This window comes from Pseudomonas sp. SDO5532_S415 (assembly GCF_054071155.1).
Genome location: NZ_JBSVWS010000046.1, coordinates 1 through 19,945, shown reverse-complemented (window position 1 = coordinate 19,945; position 19,945 = coordinate 1). Strand labels below are relative to the sequence as shown.

Annotated in this window: 16 protein-coding genes, 3 tRNA genes and 1 riboswitch; of the genes, 16 read left to right on the top strand and 3 right to left on the bottom strand. The window is 59.0% G+C overall.

The genetic code is table 11. The annotated features are described in order from the left end of the window. Positions 1-213 precede the first annotated feature (213 nt). The 8 genes from argR (at position 214) to astE (ending at position 9,348) form a co-directional block, all read left to right on the top strand. Positions 214-1,194: a transcriptional regulator ArgR gene (gene argR / locus ACW9HW_RS13405; protein ID WP_457400245.1), complete on the top strand. Its 981-nt coding sequence runs from the start codon at positions 214-216 to the stop codon at positions 1,192-1,194. 233 nt (positions 1,195-1,427) lie between these two features. After that, positions 1,428-2,648, top strand: a complete 1,221-nt coding sequence (locus ACW9HW_RS13400) for an aspartate aminotransferase family protein (protein ID WP_095193270.1) — start codon at positions 1,428-1,430, stop codon at positions 2,646-2,648. A 227-nt stretch (positions 2,649-2,875) separates the two neighbouring features. After that, positions 2,876-3,895, top strand: a complete 1,020-nt coding sequence (aruF, locus tag ACW9HW_RS13395) for an arginine/ornithine succinyltransferase subunit alpha (RefSeq protein WP_137807997.1) — start codon at positions 2,876-2,878, stop codon at positions 3,893-3,895. 74 nt (positions 3,896-3,969) lie between these two features. Next, complete coding sequence (gene astA / locus ACW9HW_RS13390; protein WP_095193272.1) at positions 3,970-4,995, top strand: arginine N-succinyltransferase; 1,026 nt, start codon at positions 3,970-3,972, stop codon at positions 4,993-4,995. After that, positions 4,992-6,461 (top strand): succinylglutamate-semialdehyde dehydrogenase, encoded by a 1,470-nt coding sequence (gene astD / locus ACW9HW_RS13385; RefSeq protein ID WP_457400258.1) that lies wholly within the window; start codon positions 4,992-4,994, stop codon positions 6,459-6,461. Before astA ends, astD begins: the two co-directional genes overlap by 4 nt. A gap of 165 nt (positions 6,462-6,626) precedes the next feature. After that, on the top strand, positions 6,627-7,973 hold the full coding sequence (astB, locus tag ACW9HW_RS13380) for an N-succinylarginine dihydrolase (protein ID WP_095193274.1): 1,347 nt from the start codon (positions 6,627-6,629) through the stop codon (positions 7,971-7,973). 61 nt (positions 7,974-8,034) lie between these two features. After that, positions 8,035-8,325, top strand: coding sequence for a topoisomerase II (locus ACW9HW_RS13375; RefSeq protein WP_175392293.1), 291 nt, complete (start codon positions 8,035-8,037; stop codon positions 8,323-8,325). A 12-nt stretch (positions 8,326-8,337) separates the two neighbouring features. Then, the gene (gene astE, locus ACW9HW_RS13370) at positions 8,338-9,348 is read left to right on the top strand and encodes a succinylglutamate desuccinylase (RefSeq protein ID WP_095193276.1); all 1,011 of its coding nucleotides are present in this window, start codon (positions 8,338-8,340) and stop codon (positions 9,346-9,348) included. 132 nt (positions 9,349-9,480) lie between these two features. Here astE and ACW9HW_RS13365 read toward each other — a convergent pair whose 3' ends face one another. Beyond that, complete coding sequence (locus ACW9HW_RS13365) at positions 9,481-9,990, bottom strand: 6,7-dimethyl-8-ribityllumazine synthase (RefSeq protein WP_095193277.1); 510 nt, start codon at positions 9,988-9,990, stop codon at positions 9,481-9,483. A gap of 115 nt (positions 9,991-10,105) precedes the next feature. After that, positions 10,106-10,276, bottom strand: a riboswitch (FMN riboswitch). Between the two features lie 196 nt (positions 10,277-10,472). Here ACW9HW_RS13365 and ltaE point away from each other — a divergent pair. The 6 genes from ltaE to ACW9HW_RS13335 all read left to right on the top strand — a co-directional run bounded on the left by ltaE (position 10,473) and on the right by ACW9HW_RS13335 (position 16,294). Next, complete coding sequence (gene ltaE / locus ACW9HW_RS13360) at positions 10,473-11,477, top strand: low-specificity L-threonine aldolase (protein ID WP_457400240.1); 1,005 nt, start codon at positions 10,473-10,475, stop codon at positions 11,475-11,477. Positions 11,478-11,623: 146 nt separating this feature from the next. After that, entirely contained in the window at positions 11,624-14,248 is a 2,625-nt protein-coding gene (alaS, locus tag ACW9HW_RS13355; protein ID WP_457400238.1) for an alanine--tRNA ligase, read from the top strand. Positions 14,249-14,339: 91 nt separating this feature from the next. Beyond that, positions 14,340-15,581 (top strand): aspartate kinase, encoded by a 1,242-nt coding sequence (locus ACW9HW_RS13350; RefSeq protein ID WP_095193280.1) that lies wholly within the window; start codon positions 14,340-14,342, stop codon positions 15,579-15,581. 186 nt (positions 15,582-15,767) lie between these two features. Beyond that, positions 15,768-15,956 carry a carbon storage regulator CsrA gene (gene csrA, locus ACW9HW_RS13345; protein WP_002554426.1) on the top strand — a complete coding sequence of 63 codons (189 nt, stop codon included), beginning with the start codon at positions 15,768-15,770 and terminating at the stop codon, positions 15,954-15,956. A gap of 62 nt (positions 15,957-16,018) precedes the next feature. After that, positions 16,019-16,109: transfer RNA gene (locus ACW9HW_RS13340), tRNA-Ser, on the top strand. Positions 16,110-16,217: 108 nt separating this feature from the next. Then, positions 16,218-16,294 (top strand) — tRNA-Arg (locus ACW9HW_RS13335). A gap of 19 nt (positions 16,295-16,313) precedes the next feature. Here ACW9HW_RS13335 and ACW9HW_RS13330 read toward each other — a convergent pair. After that, the gene (locus ACW9HW_RS13330; protein ID WP_457400236.1) at positions 16,314-16,832 is read right to left on the bottom strand and encodes a cell envelope protein SmpA; all 519 of its coding nucleotides are present in this window, start codon (positions 16,830-16,832) and stop codon (positions 16,314-16,316) included. A gap of 319 nt (positions 16,833-17,151) precedes the next feature. Between ACW9HW_RS13330 and mgtE the strand changes: the two genes are divergently transcribed. Continuing rightward, a complete protein-coding gene (gene mgtE, locus ACW9HW_RS13325; RefSeq protein ID WP_095193282.1) occupies positions 17,152-18,594 on the top strand; it encodes a magnesium transporter in 1,443 nt (480 codons plus the stop codon). A gap of 101 nt (positions 18,595-18,695) precedes the next feature. Here the strand turns inward: mgtE and ACW9HW_RS13320 are convergent, their stop codons facing one another. Then, entirely contained in the window at positions 18,696-19,022 is a 327-nt protein-coding gene (locus tag ACW9HW_RS13320; protein ID WP_008154293.1) for an Arc family DNA-binding protein, read from the bottom strand. A 633-nt stretch (positions 19,023-19,655) separates the two neighbouring features. On the opposite strand from ACW9HW_RS13320, the gene ACW9HW_RS13315 reads away from it, so the two are divergent. Further along, positions 19,656-19,732, top strand: a tRNA-Arg gene (locus ACW9HW_RS13315). Positions 19,733-19,945 lie beyond the last annotated feature (213 nt).

The following is a 19,945-nucleotide window of genomic DNA, read 5'->3' as shown; positions in this document are numbered from 1 at the left end:
GCTTCGCAATCCAAGGCCGGCCCCCGATCCCTGTGGGAGCTGGCTTGCCAGCGATAGCGGTGGTTCAGTTTGCATCTCTGGCACAGACAGACCGCCATCGCTGGCAAGCCAGCTCCCACAAGGGATCGCTGTTGGTTTTGAGATTTGTGTTCATTTACGGGCTAGCATTGGCCCATGCCTTCATCACTGTTCTTCGTTTCGGATTGCCCACCCATGACTGCCCATCGAATTGGTTTCCTGATTTGGCCCAGCACTAAAGCACTGACGCTTGCGCTGGCTGAGGAGGCCTTGCGTGTTGCCCAGCGTGTGCATCCGGACGTGGTCTACGAACTGTCGTTCTTGCAAGCTGAACCGCCAACCGAAGGCGCCTGGCAATTGCCCGGCGAAGCCTGGGCCGGCAAGCTCGAAAACTTCCAGAAACTGTTCCTGCTTGCCGACGAGCCGCCGACGACTTTGGCGCCGGCGCTCAGCAGTGCGTTGAAGCAACTGGTGCGTTCCGGGTGTGTGATCGGTGGCCTGTCGGCCGGTGTCTATCCGTTGGCGCAACTCGGCTTGCTCGATGGCTATCGCGCGGCCGTGCACTGGCGCTGGCAGGATGATTTCGCCGAACGCTTCCCGAAGGTCATTGCCACCAGCCATCTGTTCGATTGGGACCGCGATCGCCTGACTGCGTGTGGCGGCATGTCGGTACTCGACCTGTTGCTGGCGGTGTTGGCCCGTGATCACGGTGCGGAGCTGGCCGGTGCGGTGTCGGAAGAGCTGGTGGTCGAGCGCATCCGCGAAGGCGGCGAGCGTCAGCGCATTCCATTGCAGAATCGCCTCGGCTCCAGCCATCCGAAGCTCACCCAGGCCGTGTTGCTGATGGAAGCCAACATCGAAGAACCGCTGACCACCGACGAAATTGCCCAGCATGTGTGCGTGTCCCGTCGACAACTGGAGCGGATCTTCAAGCAATACCTCAACCGAGTGCCGAGCCAGTACTACCTGGAGTTGCGCCTGAACAAGGCCCGGCAGATGTTGATGCAAACCAGCAAGTCGATCATCCAGATCGGCCTGTCTTGCGGCTTTTCCTCGGGGCCGCATTTTTCCAGCGCCTACCGCAACTTCTTCGGCGCCACGCCGCGGGAAGATCGCAACCAGCGACGCAGCAGCAGTCCGTTCGAGTTGTCGTCGGTGCCGTCCGAGCGCGGCTGACCGCTGGCGCAGTTTGCGCAAATCAAATCCCCGCAACCCTGCCGCTAACCCTGTCGGACAGTTAAACTGCGCCTTTGCGACCCTATATGTCGCATTGCCGTAAACCCGGGAAAATCCGGGGTTTGCGCTATAAGAAGTTGTCGCTTGGCGGCAAGGCCGGGCTGAAAACTGTCCTTACAATCCCCCCATCGCTCGCCAGTTTCAGGCGAGTGTTTTCTCTTCAGGAGACTCCGATGTCCGTTGAGCACGCTGCGGTACAACGCGCCGATTTCGACCAGGTTATGGTTCCCAACTACGCGCCTGCCGCCTTCATTCCTGTGCGTGGCGCCGGTTCCCGCGTCTGGGACCAGTCCGGTCGCGAGCTGATCGACTTCGCCGGCGGGATTGCCGTAAACGTATTGGGCCATGCGCACCCGGCGCTGGTCGGAGCCTTGACCGAGCAGGCCAACAAGCTGTGGCACGTGTCGAACGTGTTCACCAATGAGCCGGCCCTGCGCCTGGCCCATAAGCTGATCGATGCCACCTTTGCCGAGCGTGCGTTCTTCTGCAACTCCGGCGCCGAAGCCAACGAGGCCGCCTTCAAGCTGGCCCGTCGCGTCGGCCACGATCGTTTCGGCAGCGAGAAGTACGAAATCATCGCCGCCCTCAACAGCTTCCACGGTCGTACCCTGTTCACCGTGAACGTCGGTGGCCAGTCGAAGTATTCCGACGGTTTTGGTCCGAAAATCACCGGTATCACCCACGTGCCGTACAACGACCTGGCCGCGCTGAAAGCCGCCATTTCCGACAAGACTTGCGCGGTGGTGCTGGAGCCGATCCAGGGCGAAAGCGGTGTGATCCCGGCTGAGCTCGAATACCTGCAAGGCGCCCGCGAACTCTGCACCGCGCACAACGCGCTGCTGATTTTCGACGAAGTGCAAACCGGCATGGGCCGTACCGGCAAACTGTTTGCGTACCAGCATTACGGCGTGACCCCGGACATCCTGACCAGCGCCAAGAGCCTGGGCGGCGGTTTCCCGATCGCGGCGATGCTGACCACCGAAGACCTGGCCAAGCACCTGGTCGTCGGCACCCACGGCACCACCTACGGCGGCAACCCGCTGGCGTGCGCGGTTGCCGAAGCGGTGATCGACGTGATCAACACCCCTGAAGTGCTGGCCGGCGTCAACGCCAAGCATGACAAGTTCAAGGCACGCCTGGAGCAGATCGGCGAGAAGTACGGCCTGTTCACCAAGGTGCGTGGCCTGGGCCTGTTGATCGGATGCGTGTTGACCGATGCCTGGAAAGGCAAGGCCAAGGACATCTTCAACGCCGCTGAAAAAGAAGGCCTGATGGTGTTGCAAGCGGGCCCGGACGTGGTGCGTTTCGCCCCGAGCCTGGTGGTGGAAGACGCCGATATCGATGCCGGTCTGGACCGCTTCGAACGCGCTGCGGCAAAACTGACGCAAGCCTGATAGACCCTTCGACGCCTGACCGTTCAGGCGTCGAACCAAATTTTTGTTTCGGGCTGAATCAAAAGTGTGGGAGCCAGCCTGCTGGCGATGAGGGCCTGATAGCCAACATCATTGTTGCCTGACAGGACGATATCGCCAGCAGGCTAGCTCCCACAGTTGACTCTGAGTTGTTTCAGGGATGGCCCGGGATTTTTCTTCTGTAAGTTCTGAGATTAAGGAGTGACACCATGCTGGTGATGCGCCCCGCGCAAATGGCTGATCTGGGCGAGGTACAGCGTCTGGCTGCGGACAGCCCGATTGGTGTCACTTCCTTGCCGGATGACGTTGAACGCCTGAGCGACAAGATCGCCGCGAGCGAAGCGTCATTCGCCGCCGAGGTGAGCTTCAACGGCGAAGAGAGCTATTTCTTCGTCCTCGAGGACACCGCCACCGGCAAACTGGTCGGCTGTTCGGCCATCGTTGCTTCCGCCGGTTATTCCGAGCCGTTCTACAGCTTCCGTAATGAAACCTTCGTTCACGCTTCCCGCGAGCTGAAGATTCATAACAAGATTCATGTGCTCTCCCAGTGCCACGACCTGACCGGTAACAGCCTGCTGACCAGTTTCTACGTGCAGCGCGAGTTGGTGGGGTCGCCCTGGGCCGAGCTCAATTCCCGTGGACGCCTGCTGTTCGTGGCCAGCCATCCGGAGCGCTTTGCCGATTCCGTGGTGACCGAGATCGTCGGCTACAGCGATGAAAATGGCGATTCGCCGTTCTGGGATGCCATCGGCCGCAACTTCTTCGACCTCAACTACGCTGAAGCCGAGCGTCTGTGCGGCCTGAAGAGCCGTACGTTCCTGGCCGAACTGATGCCGCATTACCCGATCTACGTGCCGCTGCTGCCGGACTCCGCGCAAGAAGCGATGGGCCAGGTGCACCCGCGGGCACAAATCACCTTCGACATCCTGATGCGCGAAGGCTTCGAGACCGATCACTACATTGATATTTTCGACGGCGGCCCGACCTTGCATGCCCGCGTCTCGGGGATCCGTTCGATCGCCCAGAGCCGTGTGGTGCCGGTGAAAATCGGCGAGCCGGTCAAAGGTGTCGGTCGACAGTATCTGGTGGCCAACGCGCAGTTGCAGGATTACCGCGCCGTCATGCTTGAGCTCGATTACGCGCCAGGCAAACCCGTGACCCTGGACCTGGAAGCGGCCGAAGCCCTGGGTGTCGGCGAAGGTGCGAGCGTGCGCCTGGTGGCGGTTTAACGCCTGCTTCAAAAAAATGCCTGAAAAGCAGCGAGTTTCACGGGTGGCGCAAGCGGCCCGTTTGAGGAGATAGCATGATCGTTCGTCCCGTACGCAGCAGCGATTTACCCGCTCTGATCGACCTGGCCCGCAGCACCGGCACCGGCCTGACCACTTTGCCGGCCAACGAAGAGCGTCTGGCCCATCGGGTCGGCTGGGCCGAGAAAACCTTTCGCGGTGAAGCCGGGCGGGGCGATGCGGACTACCTGTTCGTGCTCGAAGATGACGACGGTCGCGTGGTGGGCATTTCCGCCATCGCCGGCGCGGTTGGTCTGCGTGAGCCCTGGTACAACTTCCGCGTCGGTCTGACGGTGAGTGCTTCGCAGGAGCTGAACATCTATCGCGAAATCCCCACGCTGTTCCTGGCCAACGACCTGACCGGCAACTCCGAGCTGTGCTCGCTGTTCCTGCACGCCGATTTCCGCAGTGGCCTTAACGGCCGCATGCTGTCCAAGGCGCGGATGCTGTTCATCGCCGAGTTCCCGCAACTGTTCGGCAACAAGATCATCGCCGAGATGCGCGGTGTGTCCGATGACGCCGGGCGTTCGCCGTTCTGGGAAAGCCTGGGCCGCCACTTCTTCAAGATGGAATTCAGCCAGGCCGATTACCTGACCGGCGTGGGCAACAAAGCGTTCATCGCCGAACTGATGCCCAAATTCCCGCTGTACACCTGCTTCCTGTCGCCGGATGCGCGCAACGTGATCGGTCAGGTGCACCCTGATACCGAGCCTGCGCTGTCGATGCTCAAGAGCGAAGGTTTCAGCTATCAAGGCTACGTCGACATTTTCGACGCAGGCCCCGCGATCGAGTGCGAAACAGGCAAGATCCGCGCCGTACGCGACAGTCAGGCGCTGGTGCTGGCCATCGGCACGCCGGGTGACGACGCCACGCCATTCATTATCCACAACCGCAAGCGCGAAGAGTGCCGGATCACTGCCGCACCCGCACGCTTCGCCGCCGGCACGCTGGTGGTCGACCCGCTGACCGCCAAACGTCTTCAACTCAACGCCGGCGATCAGGTGCGCGCCGTTCCGTTGTCCGCAGCCCGGGAGTCGAAATAATGAAGTCGCTATACATTGCAGGTGAATGGCTGGCCGGTCAGGGCGAAGCCTTTGAGTCGCTGAACCCGGTGACCCAGCAAGTGCTGTGGTCCGGTCAAGGCGCCACGGCCGCTCAGGTTGAATCGGCGGTGCAAGCGGCGCGTCAGGCGTTCCCGGGTTGGGCTCGCCGGACCCTGGAAGAGCGTATCTCGGTGCTGGAGGCCTTTGCCGCTGCACTGAAGAGCCATGCTGACGAACTGGCCCGCACCATCGGTGAGGAAACCGGCAAGCCCCTGTGGGAATCGGCGACCGAAGTCACCAGCATGGTCAACAAGATTGCAATCTCGGTCCAGAGCTACCGCGAGCGCACTGGCGAGAAGAGCGGCCCGCTGGGCGACGCCACCGCCGTATTGCGTCACAAGCCACATGGTGTTGTAGCGGTGTTTGGTCCCTACAATTTCCCTGGCCACTTGCCCAACGGGCATATCGTGCCGGCGTTGCTGGCCGGTAACAGCGTGCTGTTCAAGCCTAGCGAGCTGACGCCCAAAGTCGCCGAGCTGACGGTCAAATGCTGGATCGAGGCCGGTTTGCCGGCCGGTGTGCTGAACCTGCTGCAAGGCGCCCGCGAAACCGGTATCGCTTTGGCGGCGAACCCGGGCATCGACGGTCTGTTCTTCACCGGTTCCAGCCGCACCGGCAATCACCTGCATAATCAATTCGCCGGTCGCCCGGACAAGATCCTCGCGCTGGAGATGGGCGGCAACAACCCGTTGGTGGTCGATCAGGTCGCCGATGTGGATGCTGCTGTTTACACCATTATTCAGTCGGCGTTCATTTCTGCCGGTCAACGCTGCACCTGTGCGCGCCGCTTGCTGGTGCCGCAAGGCGCGTGGGGCGACGCATTGCTGGCGCGATTGGTGGCGGTCAGCTCGACCCTCTCGGTCGGTGCCTTCGATCAGCAACCGGCGCCGTTCATGGGCTCGGTGATTTCCCTTGGCGCGGCCAAAGCATTGATGGAAGCCCAGGAGCATTTGTTGGCCAACGGTGCGCTGGCCTTGCTGGAAATGACTCAACCTCAGGCTCAGGCCGCATTGTTGACCCCTGGCATTCTCGACGTGACCGCCGTGACCGAACGCCCGGACGAAGAGCTGTTCGGCCCGTTGCTGCAAGTGATCCGCTACGCTGATTTTGAAGCGGCGATCGCTGAAGCCAACGACACTGAGTACGGTCTGGCAGCGGGGCTGCTGTCGGATTCCGAGGCGCGCTATCAGCAATTCTGGCTGGAAAGCCGCGCCGGTATCGTCAACTGGAACAAGCAACTGACCGGTGCTGCGAGCAGCGCGCCTTTCGGCGGCGTCGGCGCTTCGGGCAACCATCGCGCCAGTGCCTACTACGCGGCGGATTACTGCGCGTATCCAGTGGCCTCGCTGGAAACGCCGAGCCTGGTGTTGCCCGCGGCCCTCACGCCTGGCGTGAAAATGGCGTAGCGCCCATTCGCGAGCAGGCTCGCTCCCACAGGATTTGAGTCGTACACAAAATCTGTGAATACCACTCAACCTGTGGGAGCGAGCCTGCTCGCGAAGGCCGCGACGCGGTCTTACTCAATTGTTACTAGAAGCCTATAACAAACAGATTCTCGTGGAGCCTCGCTGATGAAATCCTATGAAGTCAATTTTGACGGTCTAGTGGGGCCGACCCATAACTACGGCGGCCTGTCCTACGGCAACGTCGCATCCCAGAGCAACAGCCAGCAGTCTTCGAACCCGAAGGAAGCAGCGCTGCAAGGCCTGGCGAAGATGAAAGCACTGATGGACATGGGCTTTCAGCAAGGCGTGCTGGCGCCACAGGAGCGCCCGGACGTGGCAGCACTGCGTCGCCTGGGCTTTGGCGGCACCGACGCTGAAGTGATCGAACGCGCGGCAAAAGACGCGATGCCGCTGCTGGTCGCCAGTTGCTCGGCGTCGAGTATGTGGGTTGCCAACGCCGCCACCGTCAGCCCGAGTGCCGACACTGCGGATGGCCGCGTGCACTTCACCGCCGCGAACCTCAACTGCAAATACCACCGCAGCATCGAACACCCGACCACCAGCCGCGTGCTGGGGGCAATGTTCGCCGACCAGAAACACTTCGCGCACCACGCGGCCCTGCCGGCCGTGGCCCAGTTCGGTGACGAAGGCGCGGCCAACCACACCCGTTTCTGCCGCGAATACGGCGAAGCCGGTGTCGAGTTCTTCGTGTTCGGTCGCAGTGCGTTCGATAACCGCTACCCGGCTCCGCAGAAGTACCCGGCCCGCCAGACCCTGGAAGCGTCCCAGGCCGTGGCGCGTCTGCATGGCTTGAAGGATGACGGTGTGGTCTATGCCCAGCAGAATCCATCGGTGATCGATCAGGGTGTGTTCCACAATGACGTGATCGCCGTGGGTAACGGTGAGGTGTTGTTCTACCACGAGGACGCGTTCCTCGAGACCGAACAGATGCTCGCTGAACTGCAGAGCAAACTCGCCAAGGTCGGTGGGAAATTTCAGTCAATCTGCGTACCGCGTTCCGCGGTAACCGTGGAAGACGCGGTTCGGTCCTACCTGTTCAATAGCCAACTGCTGTCGCGTCCTGACGGTTCCATGCTGTTGATCGTCCCGGAAGAATGCCATGGCAACGAACGTGTCTGGCAGTATCTGCAGGGTTTGACCAGCTCCGGCGGCCTGATCCGGGAAGTGAAAGTTTTCGATCTCAAGCAAAGCATGCAGAACGGCGGTGGCCCCGCTTGCCTGAGGTTGCGCGTCGCGCTCAACGAAACCGAACTGGCGGCGGTCAATCAAGGCGTTATCATGACGGCACCGTTGTACGGCACATTGACCGAATGGGTTAACAAGCACTACCGCGACCGCATGACCGAAAACGATCTTGCGGACCCGCAATTGCTGCTTGAGTGCCGGACGGCACTGGATGAACTGACGCAAATCCTTAAACTGGGCGCGGTTTATCCATTCCAGATCAATTGATCGACGGCGCGCTTTTGGGCACGACAGCGCGTCGCTTCATCTCCAATGAGAGCGTAATTACATGAGCGACAAACTGCAGCTGATCCTTGAAGACACCGACGGCACGCAACTGGAAACTTCCTGCACCCGCGTCGCGGTCATGTGGCAAGGCAAAGAGCTGTGGATCCAGCAAGACGGCCGCGGCCAATTGCTGATCGGCGTGGACGTCGAAGAAGGTGACGCCGAATACGCCAACCTGCTGTTGCGCCCATTGGCGACTAATCTGGTAAGTCTGCAACTGGAGATGGAACCGGCTGACCTCGGCGACGACGAGGATCACGTTCACGGCCCGGATTGCAACCACGACCACTAAGGAAACCGCTCTATGCTCGCCCTCGGCAAACTGCTTGAACTGACCCTCGCCGGCCGCGAACCGGCGGAGAAGACTCAACTGACTGTCGAAGGCGTGCGCATGCGCTGGTTGAGCGAGGGCGCGCTGGAAGTCCGGCCGCCCGAAGCGCGCGACAATGGCCTGGATCTGCTGCTGTCAGCGGGGATCCACGGCAACGAAACAGCACCGATCGAATTGCTTGATCGACTGTTGCATGACATCGCTCGCGGCGATCTGAAGCCGCGCGCACGCATTCTGTTCCTGTTCGGCAATCCCGAAGCGATTCGCAAGGGCGAGCGTTTCGTCGAGCAGGACGTCAATCGGCTGTTCAATGGCCGTCACGAACAAAGCAGCGGCTCCGAAGCCTTGCGCGCCTGTGAACTGGAGCGCCTGGCCGCCAGTTTCTTCAGCCTGCCGGATCGCCAGCGCCTGCACTACGACCTGCACACCGCGATCCGCGGTTCGAAAATCGAGCAGTTCGCACTGTACCCATGGAAAGAAGACCGCCAGCATTCGCGCCAGGAGCTGGCTCGTCTGCGCGCCGCCGGCATGGAAGCGGTGTTGCTGCAGAACAAACCGTCCATCGTCTTCAGTTCCTACACCTACGACAAGCTCGGCGCCGAGTCTTTCACCCTCGAGCTGGGCAAGGCGCGACCATTCGGGCAGAACGACGGTGTCAACGTGTCCCGGCTGGAAACCCGCCTCAAACAGATCATCGAAGGCACCGAGCCGGAGTCGACTGAACAAGCGCTTGATGGGTTGCAGCTGTTCAGCGTGGCGCGGGAAATCATCAAGCACAGCGACAGCTTCCGCTTGAACCTGCCGGCGGACATCGAGAACTTTTCCGAATTGGACGTGGGTTATTTGCTGGCTGAGGACATCGCCAATACCCGCTGGATCATCGAGGAAGAGGGCGCCCGGATCATCTTTCCGAACCCCAAGGTGAAGAACGGCCTGCGCGCCGGCATCCTGATCGTGCCGACCACTGACGAAAACCTGGCCTGATTACGATCTCAGGTTTGTCATGGAACCCATGTGGGAGCGAGCCTGCTCGCGAAGACGGATTAACAAACGACATCACCGTTGAATGTTAAACCGCTTTCGCGAGCAGGCTCGCTCCCACAGGTATTTTGGTGGTTAGACGGCTACCGCACGCGGCTCAGTGCGACGCAACGCACGCACCTTGCTCAACGTATCTGCACAGGTCTTCGCCGCTTCCTGGCCTTTATGCACAAAATGCTCGAAGAAGAACTTCTGGTGCTCTTCACCGGCATGGAAGTGGTGCGGGGTCAGGGACACCGAGAACACCGGCACTTCGGTTTCCAGCTGAACCTGCATCAGGCCGCTGACCACAGACTGGGCGACGAATTCGTGACGGTAGATCCCGCCGTCCACCACCAGGGCTGCCGCGACAATGCCGGCATAACGGCCGGTCTTGGCCAGCAACTTGGCATGCAAGGGCATTTCAAAAGCCCCGCCGACTTCGAAGAAGTCGATGTCGGATTCCTGATAGCCCTGGGCAATCATTTCCGCGACGAAGCCTTTACGGCTCTGGTCAACGATTTCCTTGTGCCAGCAGGCCTGGATGAACGCAACGCGTTCGCCCTGATGGTGTTTGCTTTTGCTGTCGATTGCGGTGGGTTGCATGTTCTGACTCCTGTTTGTGTGAAAAACAGGGCGTTATGAATCGAATGGGATTTAAGGGTGCGCAGGCACAAGTGCCTGCGGACGGCGCTTTGGCATAGAGCCTTGGCGGCGCCAATCCCGTTCTCTCTTCATCCGGACTATGACCGTCGGCCCCGGGATCACACCGGGTCTGCTGACCTTGCCGCCAGTCACCGCCGAAGCCGTGCCGTCACCAAGCGCTCGCGGGCTATGCGCATTGCGCGCAATTACCGCCGGTGGGGAGTTGCACCCCGCCCTGAGAACGTTTTGCCGCCCTATCGTCGGGCGGCGCAGCGTTTTTAACACATATTTCGCACCTGTGCATTGCTGCTATCTGATGATTGCTATCGACTTTTTCGTCGAATGACTAAGCCTTTTGCTCTTCAAGGGTTGATTATTCGTCGGCGTGACCGCAGTAATTCCTACCTGAAAGGGATTTTCCCCTGCTAACCGAGGCCAGATTCATGAGCGTTATCGATCTTCGCAGCGACACAGTCACCCAGCCCACCGCCGGCATGCTCGACGCGATGGCCTCAGCGGCCACCGGGGATGACGTTTATGGCGAAGATCCGACAGTCAATCGTCTGGAAGCCGAGTTGGCAAAACGCCTGGGTTTTGCCGCGGCACTGTTTGTCCCGACCGGCACCATGAGCAATCTGCTGGGATTGATGGCCCATTGCGAGCGCGGTGATGAGTACATCGTCGGCCAACAAGCCCATACCTATAAGTACGAAGGGGGTGGGGCGGCAGTGCTGGGTTCGATCCAGCCGCAACCGCTGGAAGTGCAGGCCGATGGTTCGCTGGACCTGGCGCAGGTTGCCGCCGCGATCAAACCGGACGACTTCCACTTCGCCCGCACCCGCCTGCTGGCGCTGGAAAACACCATGCAGGGCAAGGTCCTGCCCCTGGATTACCTGGCCCGAGCCCGCAGCTTTACCCGTGAACACGGGTTACAGCTGCATCTGGACGGTGCCCGGCTGTATAACGCGGCGGTCAAGCTGGGTGTCGATGCCCGGGAGATCGCCCAGCATTTCGATTCCGTCTCGGTCTGCCTGTCCAAAGGCCTGGGCGCGCCGGTCGGTTCGGTGTTGTGCGGTTCGGCGCAGTTGATCGCCAAGGCGCGGCGCTTGCGCAAGATGGTTGGCGGCGGCATGCGCCAGGCCGGGATTCTGGCGGCGGCAGGCTTGTATGCCTTGGATAACAACGTCCAGCGGCTGGCTGTCGACCACGCCAACGCCCAATCGCTGGCCGAAGGCCTGCGCGCGGCGGGTTATGAGGTCGAGCCGGTACAGACCAACATGGTTTACGTGAACATGGGTGACCGTGCCGAGGCGATCAAGGCGTTTGCCGCCGAACGCGGGGTCAAGCTCAGCGCTGCCGCACGCTTGCGGATGGTCACGCACATGGACGTCAGCGCTGGGCAAATCGAGCAGGTCGTCGCGACATTCGTCGACTTTTCCCGTAAGTGATAGCGTTAGCAGTCCAATTGACCGTTTCTATCGTATAAACACGCTGTACCCCGCGCGCAGGGCCGATATAATGCGGCCCTTTGCCGTCGTTTCGTCTGTTGACGTTTCGAACAGGCCTTTGGCCGCAGCCTCCGTGGAAGAACCTAATGAAAAGCGCAGAAATCCGTGAAGCCTTCCTTCGCTTCTTCGAAGAGCAAGGCCACACCCGTGTAGCCTCCAGCTCTTTGATTCCGGGCAACGACCCAACCCTGCTGTTCACCAACGCGGGGATGAACCAGTTCAAGGACTGCTTCCTGGGCCAGGAAAAGCGCGCGTACACCCGCGCCGTCAGCAGCCAGAAATGCGTGCGCGCCGGCGGCAAGCACAACGACCTGGAAAACGTCGGTTATACCGCTCGTCACCACACTTTCTTCGAAATGCTGGGTAACTTCAGCTTCGGTGATTACTTCAAGCGTGATGCAATCACCTACGCCTGGAACTTCCTGACCTCCGAGAAGTGGCTGAACCTGCCGAAGGAAAAGCTCTGGGTCACCGTCTACGCCAGCGATGACGAGGCGTATGACATCTGGACCAAGGAAATCGGCGTTCCGGCCGAGCGCATGGTTCGCATCGGCGACAACAAGGGTGCGCCGTACGCTTCCGACAACTTCTGGACCATGGGCGATACCGGCCCGTGCGGTCCTTGCACCGAGATTTTCTACGATCACGGCGCCGACATCTGGGGTGGCCCACCAGGCTCGCCGGAAGAAGACGGTGACCGTTACATCGAAATCTGGAACAACGTGTTCATGCAGTTCAACCGCACCGCCGACGGCGTGCTGCACCCGCTGCCAGCACCGTCGGTGGATACCGGCATGGGCCTGGAGCGGATCAGTGCCGTGCTGCAGCACGTTCACTCGAACTATGAGATCGACCTGTTCCAGAGCCTGCTGAACGCATCGGCCAAGGCCATCGGTTGCACCAATGACGCCCAGGCTTCCCTGAAAGTCGTGGCTGACCACATTCGCTCCTGCGGTTTCCTGATTGCCGACGGCGTGCTGCCGTCCAATGAAGGCCGTGGCTACGTGCTGCGCCGGATCATTCGTCGCGCTTGCCGTCATGGCAACAAGCTGGGCGCCAAGGGCAGCTTCTTCTACCAGATCGTCGCGGCGTTGGTCGCCGAGATGGGCGAAGCCTTCCCTGAGCTGAAGTCCCAGCAGGCACACATCGAGCGTGTACTGAAAGCCGAAGAAGAGCAATTCGCCAAGACCCTGGAACAGGGCCTGAAAATCCTCGAGCAGGATCTGGCCGAGCTCAAAGGTGACGTGGTGCCGGGCGATGTCGTGTTCAAGCTCTACGACACCTACGGTTTCCCGATGGACCTGACCGGTGACATCGCCCGTGAGCGCAGCCTGACCATCGACGAAGCAGGTTTTGAGCGCGAAATGGAAGCCCAGCGCGTCCGTGCACGTTCGGCCAGTTCCTTCGGCATGGACTACAACAGCCTGGTCAAGGTCGACGTCGACACCGAATTCACCGGTTACCACGCGACCAAAGGTTCGGCGAAAGTCGTTGCTCTCTATAAAGACGGGCAGTCGGTCGACGTATTAAGTGAAGGCGAAGAGGGCGTCGTGGTGTTGAACCAGACTCCGTTCTATGCCGAATCCGGCGGACAGGTTGGCGACTGTGGTTATCTGCAGGCCGGTACTTCGCGTTTCGATGTGCGCGACACCACCAAGACTGGGGGCGCGTTCCTGCACCATGGCGTACAGGCTTCGGGCAGTCTGATCGTTGGCGCGCCAGTGGATACCCATGTCGAAGCAGAGGTGCGTCACGCTACTTCGCTGAACCACTCGGCCACTCACTTGCTGCACGCCGCGTTGCGTCAGGTGCTGGGCGATCACGTTCAGCAGAAAGGCTCGCTGGTTGACAGTCAGCGCCTGCGCTTCGACTTCAGCCACTTTGAAGCCGTCAAGCCTGAGCAACTGAAGGCCCTGGAAGAGATCGTCAACGCCGAGATTCGCAAGAACTCCGCTGTTGAAACCGAAGAAACCGATATCGAAACCGCCAAACAGAAAGGCGCCATGGCGCTGTTCGGTGAGAAGTACGGCGACAGCGTGCGCGTGCTGAGCATGGGCGGGGATTTCTCCGTTGAACTGTGCGGTGGTATCCACGCCAGCCGTACCGGCGACATCGGCCTGCTGAAAATCATCAGCGAAGGCGGTGTGGCCTCTGGTGTGCGTCGTATCGAGGCAGTTACCGGTGCTGCGGCACTGGCCTACTTGAATGCGGCTGAAGAACAACTCAAGGAAGCGGCCAACCTGGTCAAGGGCAGCCGCGACAACCTGATCGACAAGCTGTCGGCTGTGCTGGAGCGCAACCGTCTGCTGGAGAAGCAACTCGAGCAGTTGCAAGCCAAGGCGGCCAGCGCGGCCGGTGACGATCTGTCGGCGCAAGCGCAGGACGTCAAGGGCGTGAAAGTGTTGGCCGTGCGTCTGGACGGCCAGGACGGCAAGGCGCTGCTGGGGCTGGTCGATCAGCTGAAAAACAAACTCGGTCGCGCAGTGATCCTGCTCGGCAGTGTCCATGAGGAAAAGGTCGTTCTGGTTGCAGGCGTAACCAAAGACCTGACTGGCCAACTCAAAGCCGGTGATTTGATGAAGCAAGCCGCTGCGGCAGTGGGCGGGAAGGGTGGTGGTCGTCCAGACATGGCGCAGGGCGGCGGTACCGACGCTGGCGCACTGGATGCAGCACTGGCGCTGACCGTTCCATTTGTAGAGCAGGGTTTATAAGGCAGGGTGTCCGGCCCGCAGTCTAGTGGCGGGCCGGTACGCTGTTTGAGTGATTATTTGGGCGCCCTTCATGGGCAGAGGCGGCTTTGAAATGGCTTTGATCGTACAGAAATTTGGAGGCACCTCGGTCGGCACTGTCGAGAGAATCGAGCAGGTCGCCGACAAGGTTAAGAAATTCCGCGATGCCGGCGATGACCTGGTGGTTGTGCTGTCTGCAATGAGCGGCGAAACCAACCGTCTGATCGATCTGGCCAAGCAAATCAGTGGCGACGGCCAACCGGTTCCTCGTGAACTGGATGTGATCGTGTCCACCGGTGAGCAGGTGACGATTGCCCTGTTGGCCATGGCGCTGATGAAGCGTGGTGTGCCCGCGGTGTCCTACACCGGCAATCAGGTACGGATTCTGACGGATAGCGCGCACAATAAAGCGCGTATCTTGCAGATTGATGACCAGAAGATTCGCGGCGACCTGAAGGCCGGTCGCGTGGTGGTTGTCGCCGGTTTCCAGGGCGTCGACGAACACGGCAACATCACCACGCTCGGTCGTGGCGGTTCCGACACCACCGGCGTAGCCCTGGCGGCAGCCCTGAAGGCTGACGAGTGCCAGATCTACACCGACGTCGACGGTGTCTACACCACCGACCCGCGCGTGGTGTCCGTGGCTCAACGCCTGGACAAGATCACCTTCGAAGAGATGCTGGAAATGGCCAGCCTCGGTTCCAAGGTGTTGCAGATCCGTGCGGTGGAATTCGCCGGCAAGTACAACGTTCCGCTGCGCGTATTGCACAGCTTCAAGGAGGGTCCGGGCACCCTCATTACTATTGATGAAGAGGAAACCATGGAACAGCCGATCATTTCCGGCATCGCTTTCAATCGCGATGAAGCCAAGCTGACCATCCGTGGCGTGCCAGACACCCCGGGCGTTGCGTTCAAGATTCTCGGCCCTATCAGCGCCGCGAACATCGAAGTCGATATGATCGTGCAGAACGTCGCGCACGATAACACCACCGACTTCACCTTCACGGTGCACCGCAATGACTATCAGGCGGCACAAGGCGTGCTGGAAAACACCGCTCGTGAGATCGGTGCCCGTGAAGTCGTTGGCGACACCAAGATCGCCAAGGTGTCGATCGTCGGCGTTGGCATGCGCTCTCACGCAGGCGTAGCCAGCCGCATGTTCGAATCCCTGGCCAAGGAAAGCATCAACATCCAGATGATCTCGACTTCGGAAATCAAGGTTTCCGTAGTGATCGAAGAGAAGTACCTGGAACTGGCTGTGCGCGCCCTGCACACGGCTTTCGATCTGGACGCACCGGTCCGCCAGGGCGAGTGATGCGTTCACCAAAGGGCGCGGTCTGACCGCGCCCTTTGTTTTTTTGAATGGCGTGACCCCGAGGCTGTTCTTTTGCTCGCGCTAGTCAATACTCAGGCATGTAGGCCGCGACCGCTTTGGTTGTAGGTCGAGTGCCTTTTTTTTGCAGACTGTTGTCCCTGAAATGTAAGGCGTGAGGAGAAAGGTATGTTGATTCTGACTCGTCGGTGCGCAGAAAGCCTGATTATTGGTGATGGCGAAATCACCGTGACCGTGCTCGGCGTCAAAGGAAATCAGGTGCGTATTGGTGTGAATGCGCCTAAAGAGGTGGCTGTCCACCGTGAGGAAATTTACCTGCGCATCAAGAAAGAGAAGGACGAAGAACCAAGCCATTAATTTTTATCGTTTTTTATGTTTGCAAACGGGGAAGAAGCTGGTTAATATACGCCCCGTGTTGCGGAGAGCTGGCCGAGTGGCCGAAGGCGCTCCCCTGCTAAGGGAGTACACCTCACAAGGGTGTCGGGGGTTCGAATCCCCCGTTCTCCGCCATTATTTGCGTAGTACGTTGTAATCTGGCTTCTTCGGTAAGTTGTTGAAATTACTAGAAAAAAGCGCTTTACAAACAGATTGAACGGCCTATAATGCGCGGCAACAAATGCACTCGTAGCTCAGCTGGATAGAGTACTCGGCTACGAACCGAGCGGTCACAGGTTCGAATCCTGTCGAGTGCACCATACAACAGAAAGCCCGCATTTAATGCGGGCTTTTTGCCGTCTGGGATTTGGCTTTTCCTTTCGTGCATCCGTTCTCATCGAATTCAATGTTCGCGCCACGGCCTCGTTTGTTTTCGTAGCGATAGCGTGTGCTCGAGTTCCGAATACTGATCTTGTCTGGCTTGCCGAGAGCGCTTTCGACGTCTCGCTGAGTCATGCCCGCGATAATCCGCTGATTGATGATTGCTTCCCGCCGCTCTTTCGCGCTGATCAGATTTCCGCATTTGTCTTGGGCCTTGCCGACGACAGTTGGAACTCTTCTCTGGATTTTAGTGCCGGGTGTATCGCCACGCTCGGTTTCAGGCATTAGAGCTGTCACTGCGCCAGCGGGTGTGGGTGTGCGGACATCCTGGAGCGAAAAGCTTTCGCCTGTCGTGCAGCTCAGCGTGGTAAAGGTGATGTGCCCGTTGTCCGCCTCGCATCGGTGAATGGTCGTGGCAAGTGCCAAGGGCGAGCAGAGCAGGCTGATGAGTAAAGAATAGTGTGCGCTCGGTGGCATCGGGCGTCCTCCATGACGTTGTTCTCAAGCGTAGTCGCCACATTTTTCCGCTGCGGTGTGTTTTCTTTTCAGGATAAGTCGTCGCAGTTTCAAGGATCAGGATGGCGCTCAGGTTTGTCTTGCAAGCGCTTGTTTCAGCCGCGATTTTTTAACATTTAAAACCGTCAGGCGGTGTATCATTGCGCCCGTCAGCCCCGCCGGGGCTTGTGGAATACCTCCATGGACTTACCCAGTAGTTACTCAGTAAAACGTTTTTCCAATCATGAATTGACTGATTGATCCTTCCGGCGTGTTCCACTGCTGGGAGTGGAGTTCGCCTATGTCTGAAGTTGAAGTAAAGAAAACACAGGAAAGCTTGCAGGACCGCCTCGCTCAGGTTGTTGAGCTGTTGCAGCGTCAGCGAGTGGTTGAAGACCTGACCCACCGCCAGGAAGGCCCGCATCACGATCGGGTCGAAAACCTGGTTCACCGGCAGAACCTCGTCGAATTGCAGCGCAAGCTCGACGACCTGCACTCCGCCGACGTCGCCTATATCCTTGAAGCCTTGCCGCTGGACGATCGTCTGACGCTCTGGCAATTGGTCAAGGCTGATCGCGACGGCGACATCCTTCTCGAAGTATCCGACTCGGTCCGTGAAACCCTGATCGCCGACATGGACGATCATGAGCTCCTGGCTGCCGCCAAGGACATGGATGCCGATGAACTTGCTGACCTGGCTTCCGAGCTGCCGCGAGATGTCGTCCACGAGCTGATGGAAACCCTCGATGCCCAGCAGCGCGAGCGCGTGCGGTCTGCGTTGTCTTACGACGAGGAGCAGGTCGGTGCATTGATGGACTTCGAGATGGTGACCATCCGCGAGGATGTCAGTCTCGAAGTGGTTCTGCGTTACCTGCGGCGTCTCAAGGAGCTGCCAGGTCATACAGACAAACTGTTCGTGGTCGACTATGACGGCGTCCTCAAGGGCGTTCTGCCGATCAAGCGTTTATTGGTCAACGATCCGGAAAAGCAGGTTTCTGAAGTCATGGCCAGTGATCCGGTGAGTTTTCATCCGGACGAAGAAGCCTACGATGCCGCCCAGGCGTTCGAGCGCTACGACCTGATTTCCGCACCTGTGGTCGATAAAAACGGCAAGCTGATTGGTCGTTTGACTATCGATGAGATGGTCGACCTGATTCGTGAAGAGAGCGAAAACGAAGTTCTCAACATGGCGGGTCTGCGTGAAGAAGAAGATATTTTTGCATCGGTCTGGAAGTCGTTGCGCAACCGTTGGGCCTGGCTGGCGGTGAACTTGATCACTGCATTCGTCGCATCTCGGGTGATTGGCCTGTTTGAAGGTTCCATCGAAAAGCTCGTGGCGCTTGCCGCGCTGATGCCGATCGTTGCGGGCATTGGTGGCAATTCCGGTAATCAGACCATCACCATGATCGTTCGGGCCATGGCGCTGGACCAGGTCAGCACCGGTAATACTTCGCGACTCATGCGTAAGGAGTTGGCGGTAGCGCTGATCAATGGTGTGATCTGGGGTGGTGTGATCGGGGTTGTTGCTTACCTGCTTTATGGCAGCTGGTCGTTGGGGGTGGTGATGACTGCTGCCATGACGCTCAACTTGTTGCTTGCTGCGTTGATGGGCGTTTTGATTCCGATGACGCTCGCGCGGCTTGGGCGCGATCCGGCAATGGGGGCCAGTGTGATGATCACGGCCATGACAGATAGTGGTGGGTTCTTTATTTTCCTTGGGCTGGCCACGATCTTCCTGCTCTGAGTTTTATTCCAGTAAGGCCCGCTACCCAGCGGGCTTTTTTTTGCCTGAATTTCAGGCAAAAAAAAGCCAGCGATCAGGCTGGCTTGAGCTTTCAATGTGAGTCAGGAGGCGTCAGTGGCCATCTCGGCATCATGGGCAATGAGTGAGACGAGTGCGTTTTGCTGGCGGTGGGAGAGTTGGCGGAAGCGTTGCAGCAATTCGCGTTCGTGCAATGAAAGCTCTGGGCTGTCCAGGCGCATGCTTAGTTCTTCGCCCAGCGCACCTTCCTGAATAAGGCTCTGCTCAAGGCGCGCGATGATTTCGGAGTTCATGCTGCGGTGATGATTGCGAGCCACCTCGGCAATGCGTTCACGCATTCCGTCTGGCAGACGTACGACGAACTTGTCAGCCGTACGGCTGGAATAAATTGCCTGTTTCAATGGGCGCATATATTTAACCGGTTAGTTCAGGGGAGCGGTTCTCGGGATTGGCCGCAGGATGTCTGATACGACAAGCGCTATGGCCAAATGTTCAACCTGAATTGATAGAGGCGCGCATCATGCCTCAAACTTGCCAGATCATTGGCGTCAATTCTGTGACAAATATTGAACTGGGTAAAGGCGTTATGCCAGCACCAATTATCAGAAATGCGGACTGGTTTGGAAAGCTGTCCAGGTCCGTATCGCCGGTTGCGTCCTCTGCCTGACAGTCGACGTCAAGATTTCTGACGGGTATGTCATACGAATCGATCACTGTTCCTTACCCTTTACAGGATAGTGGCAAATGGCCGATTTACTAGAGATGGATAGGCGGTGAGGGCGATTTAGGATGGATGGCAGAGGATTTTGTCATAGGGGGCTTCAGGATCTGGCCGGGAGGGGCTGTCGAGTGGTATTTGTCCGGCGCTTCCGCTGGCGTGAGGAAGGTGTCATGAGTCGCCTCGTGATTTGCCAGGTAAAACTTCGTCGTCTTCTGAAGCATCCTCCTACACTTAAAAAGCCCACGGATGACATGACAAAGGTGGGCTTGCCCGTTAACATGCACGCCGTCTATCGCTCTGCGTATTCTCGCGGGCAATTTGTGTCTCAGTAGCTCAATTGGATAGAGCATCCCCCTCCTAAGGGGAAGGTTGGCAGTTCGAACCTGCCCTGGGACACCACCTTTTCATAACCCTCCAATCTCTCTTTCCTCGCATTTCATTGGCAGTGGCTAAGTGCTTACTGTCCGGATGTGGCTCCTTCTATATAGAAGAAGCGATGTTTCCCCCTTTTTGCACCTTATTAATAGAAAAACCAAATCAGTGCTTGACGGCAGATTTCAGGTGTCTATAATTCGCCCCACTTCCGGCGCAGTCGAAACGGAAAACTCCTTG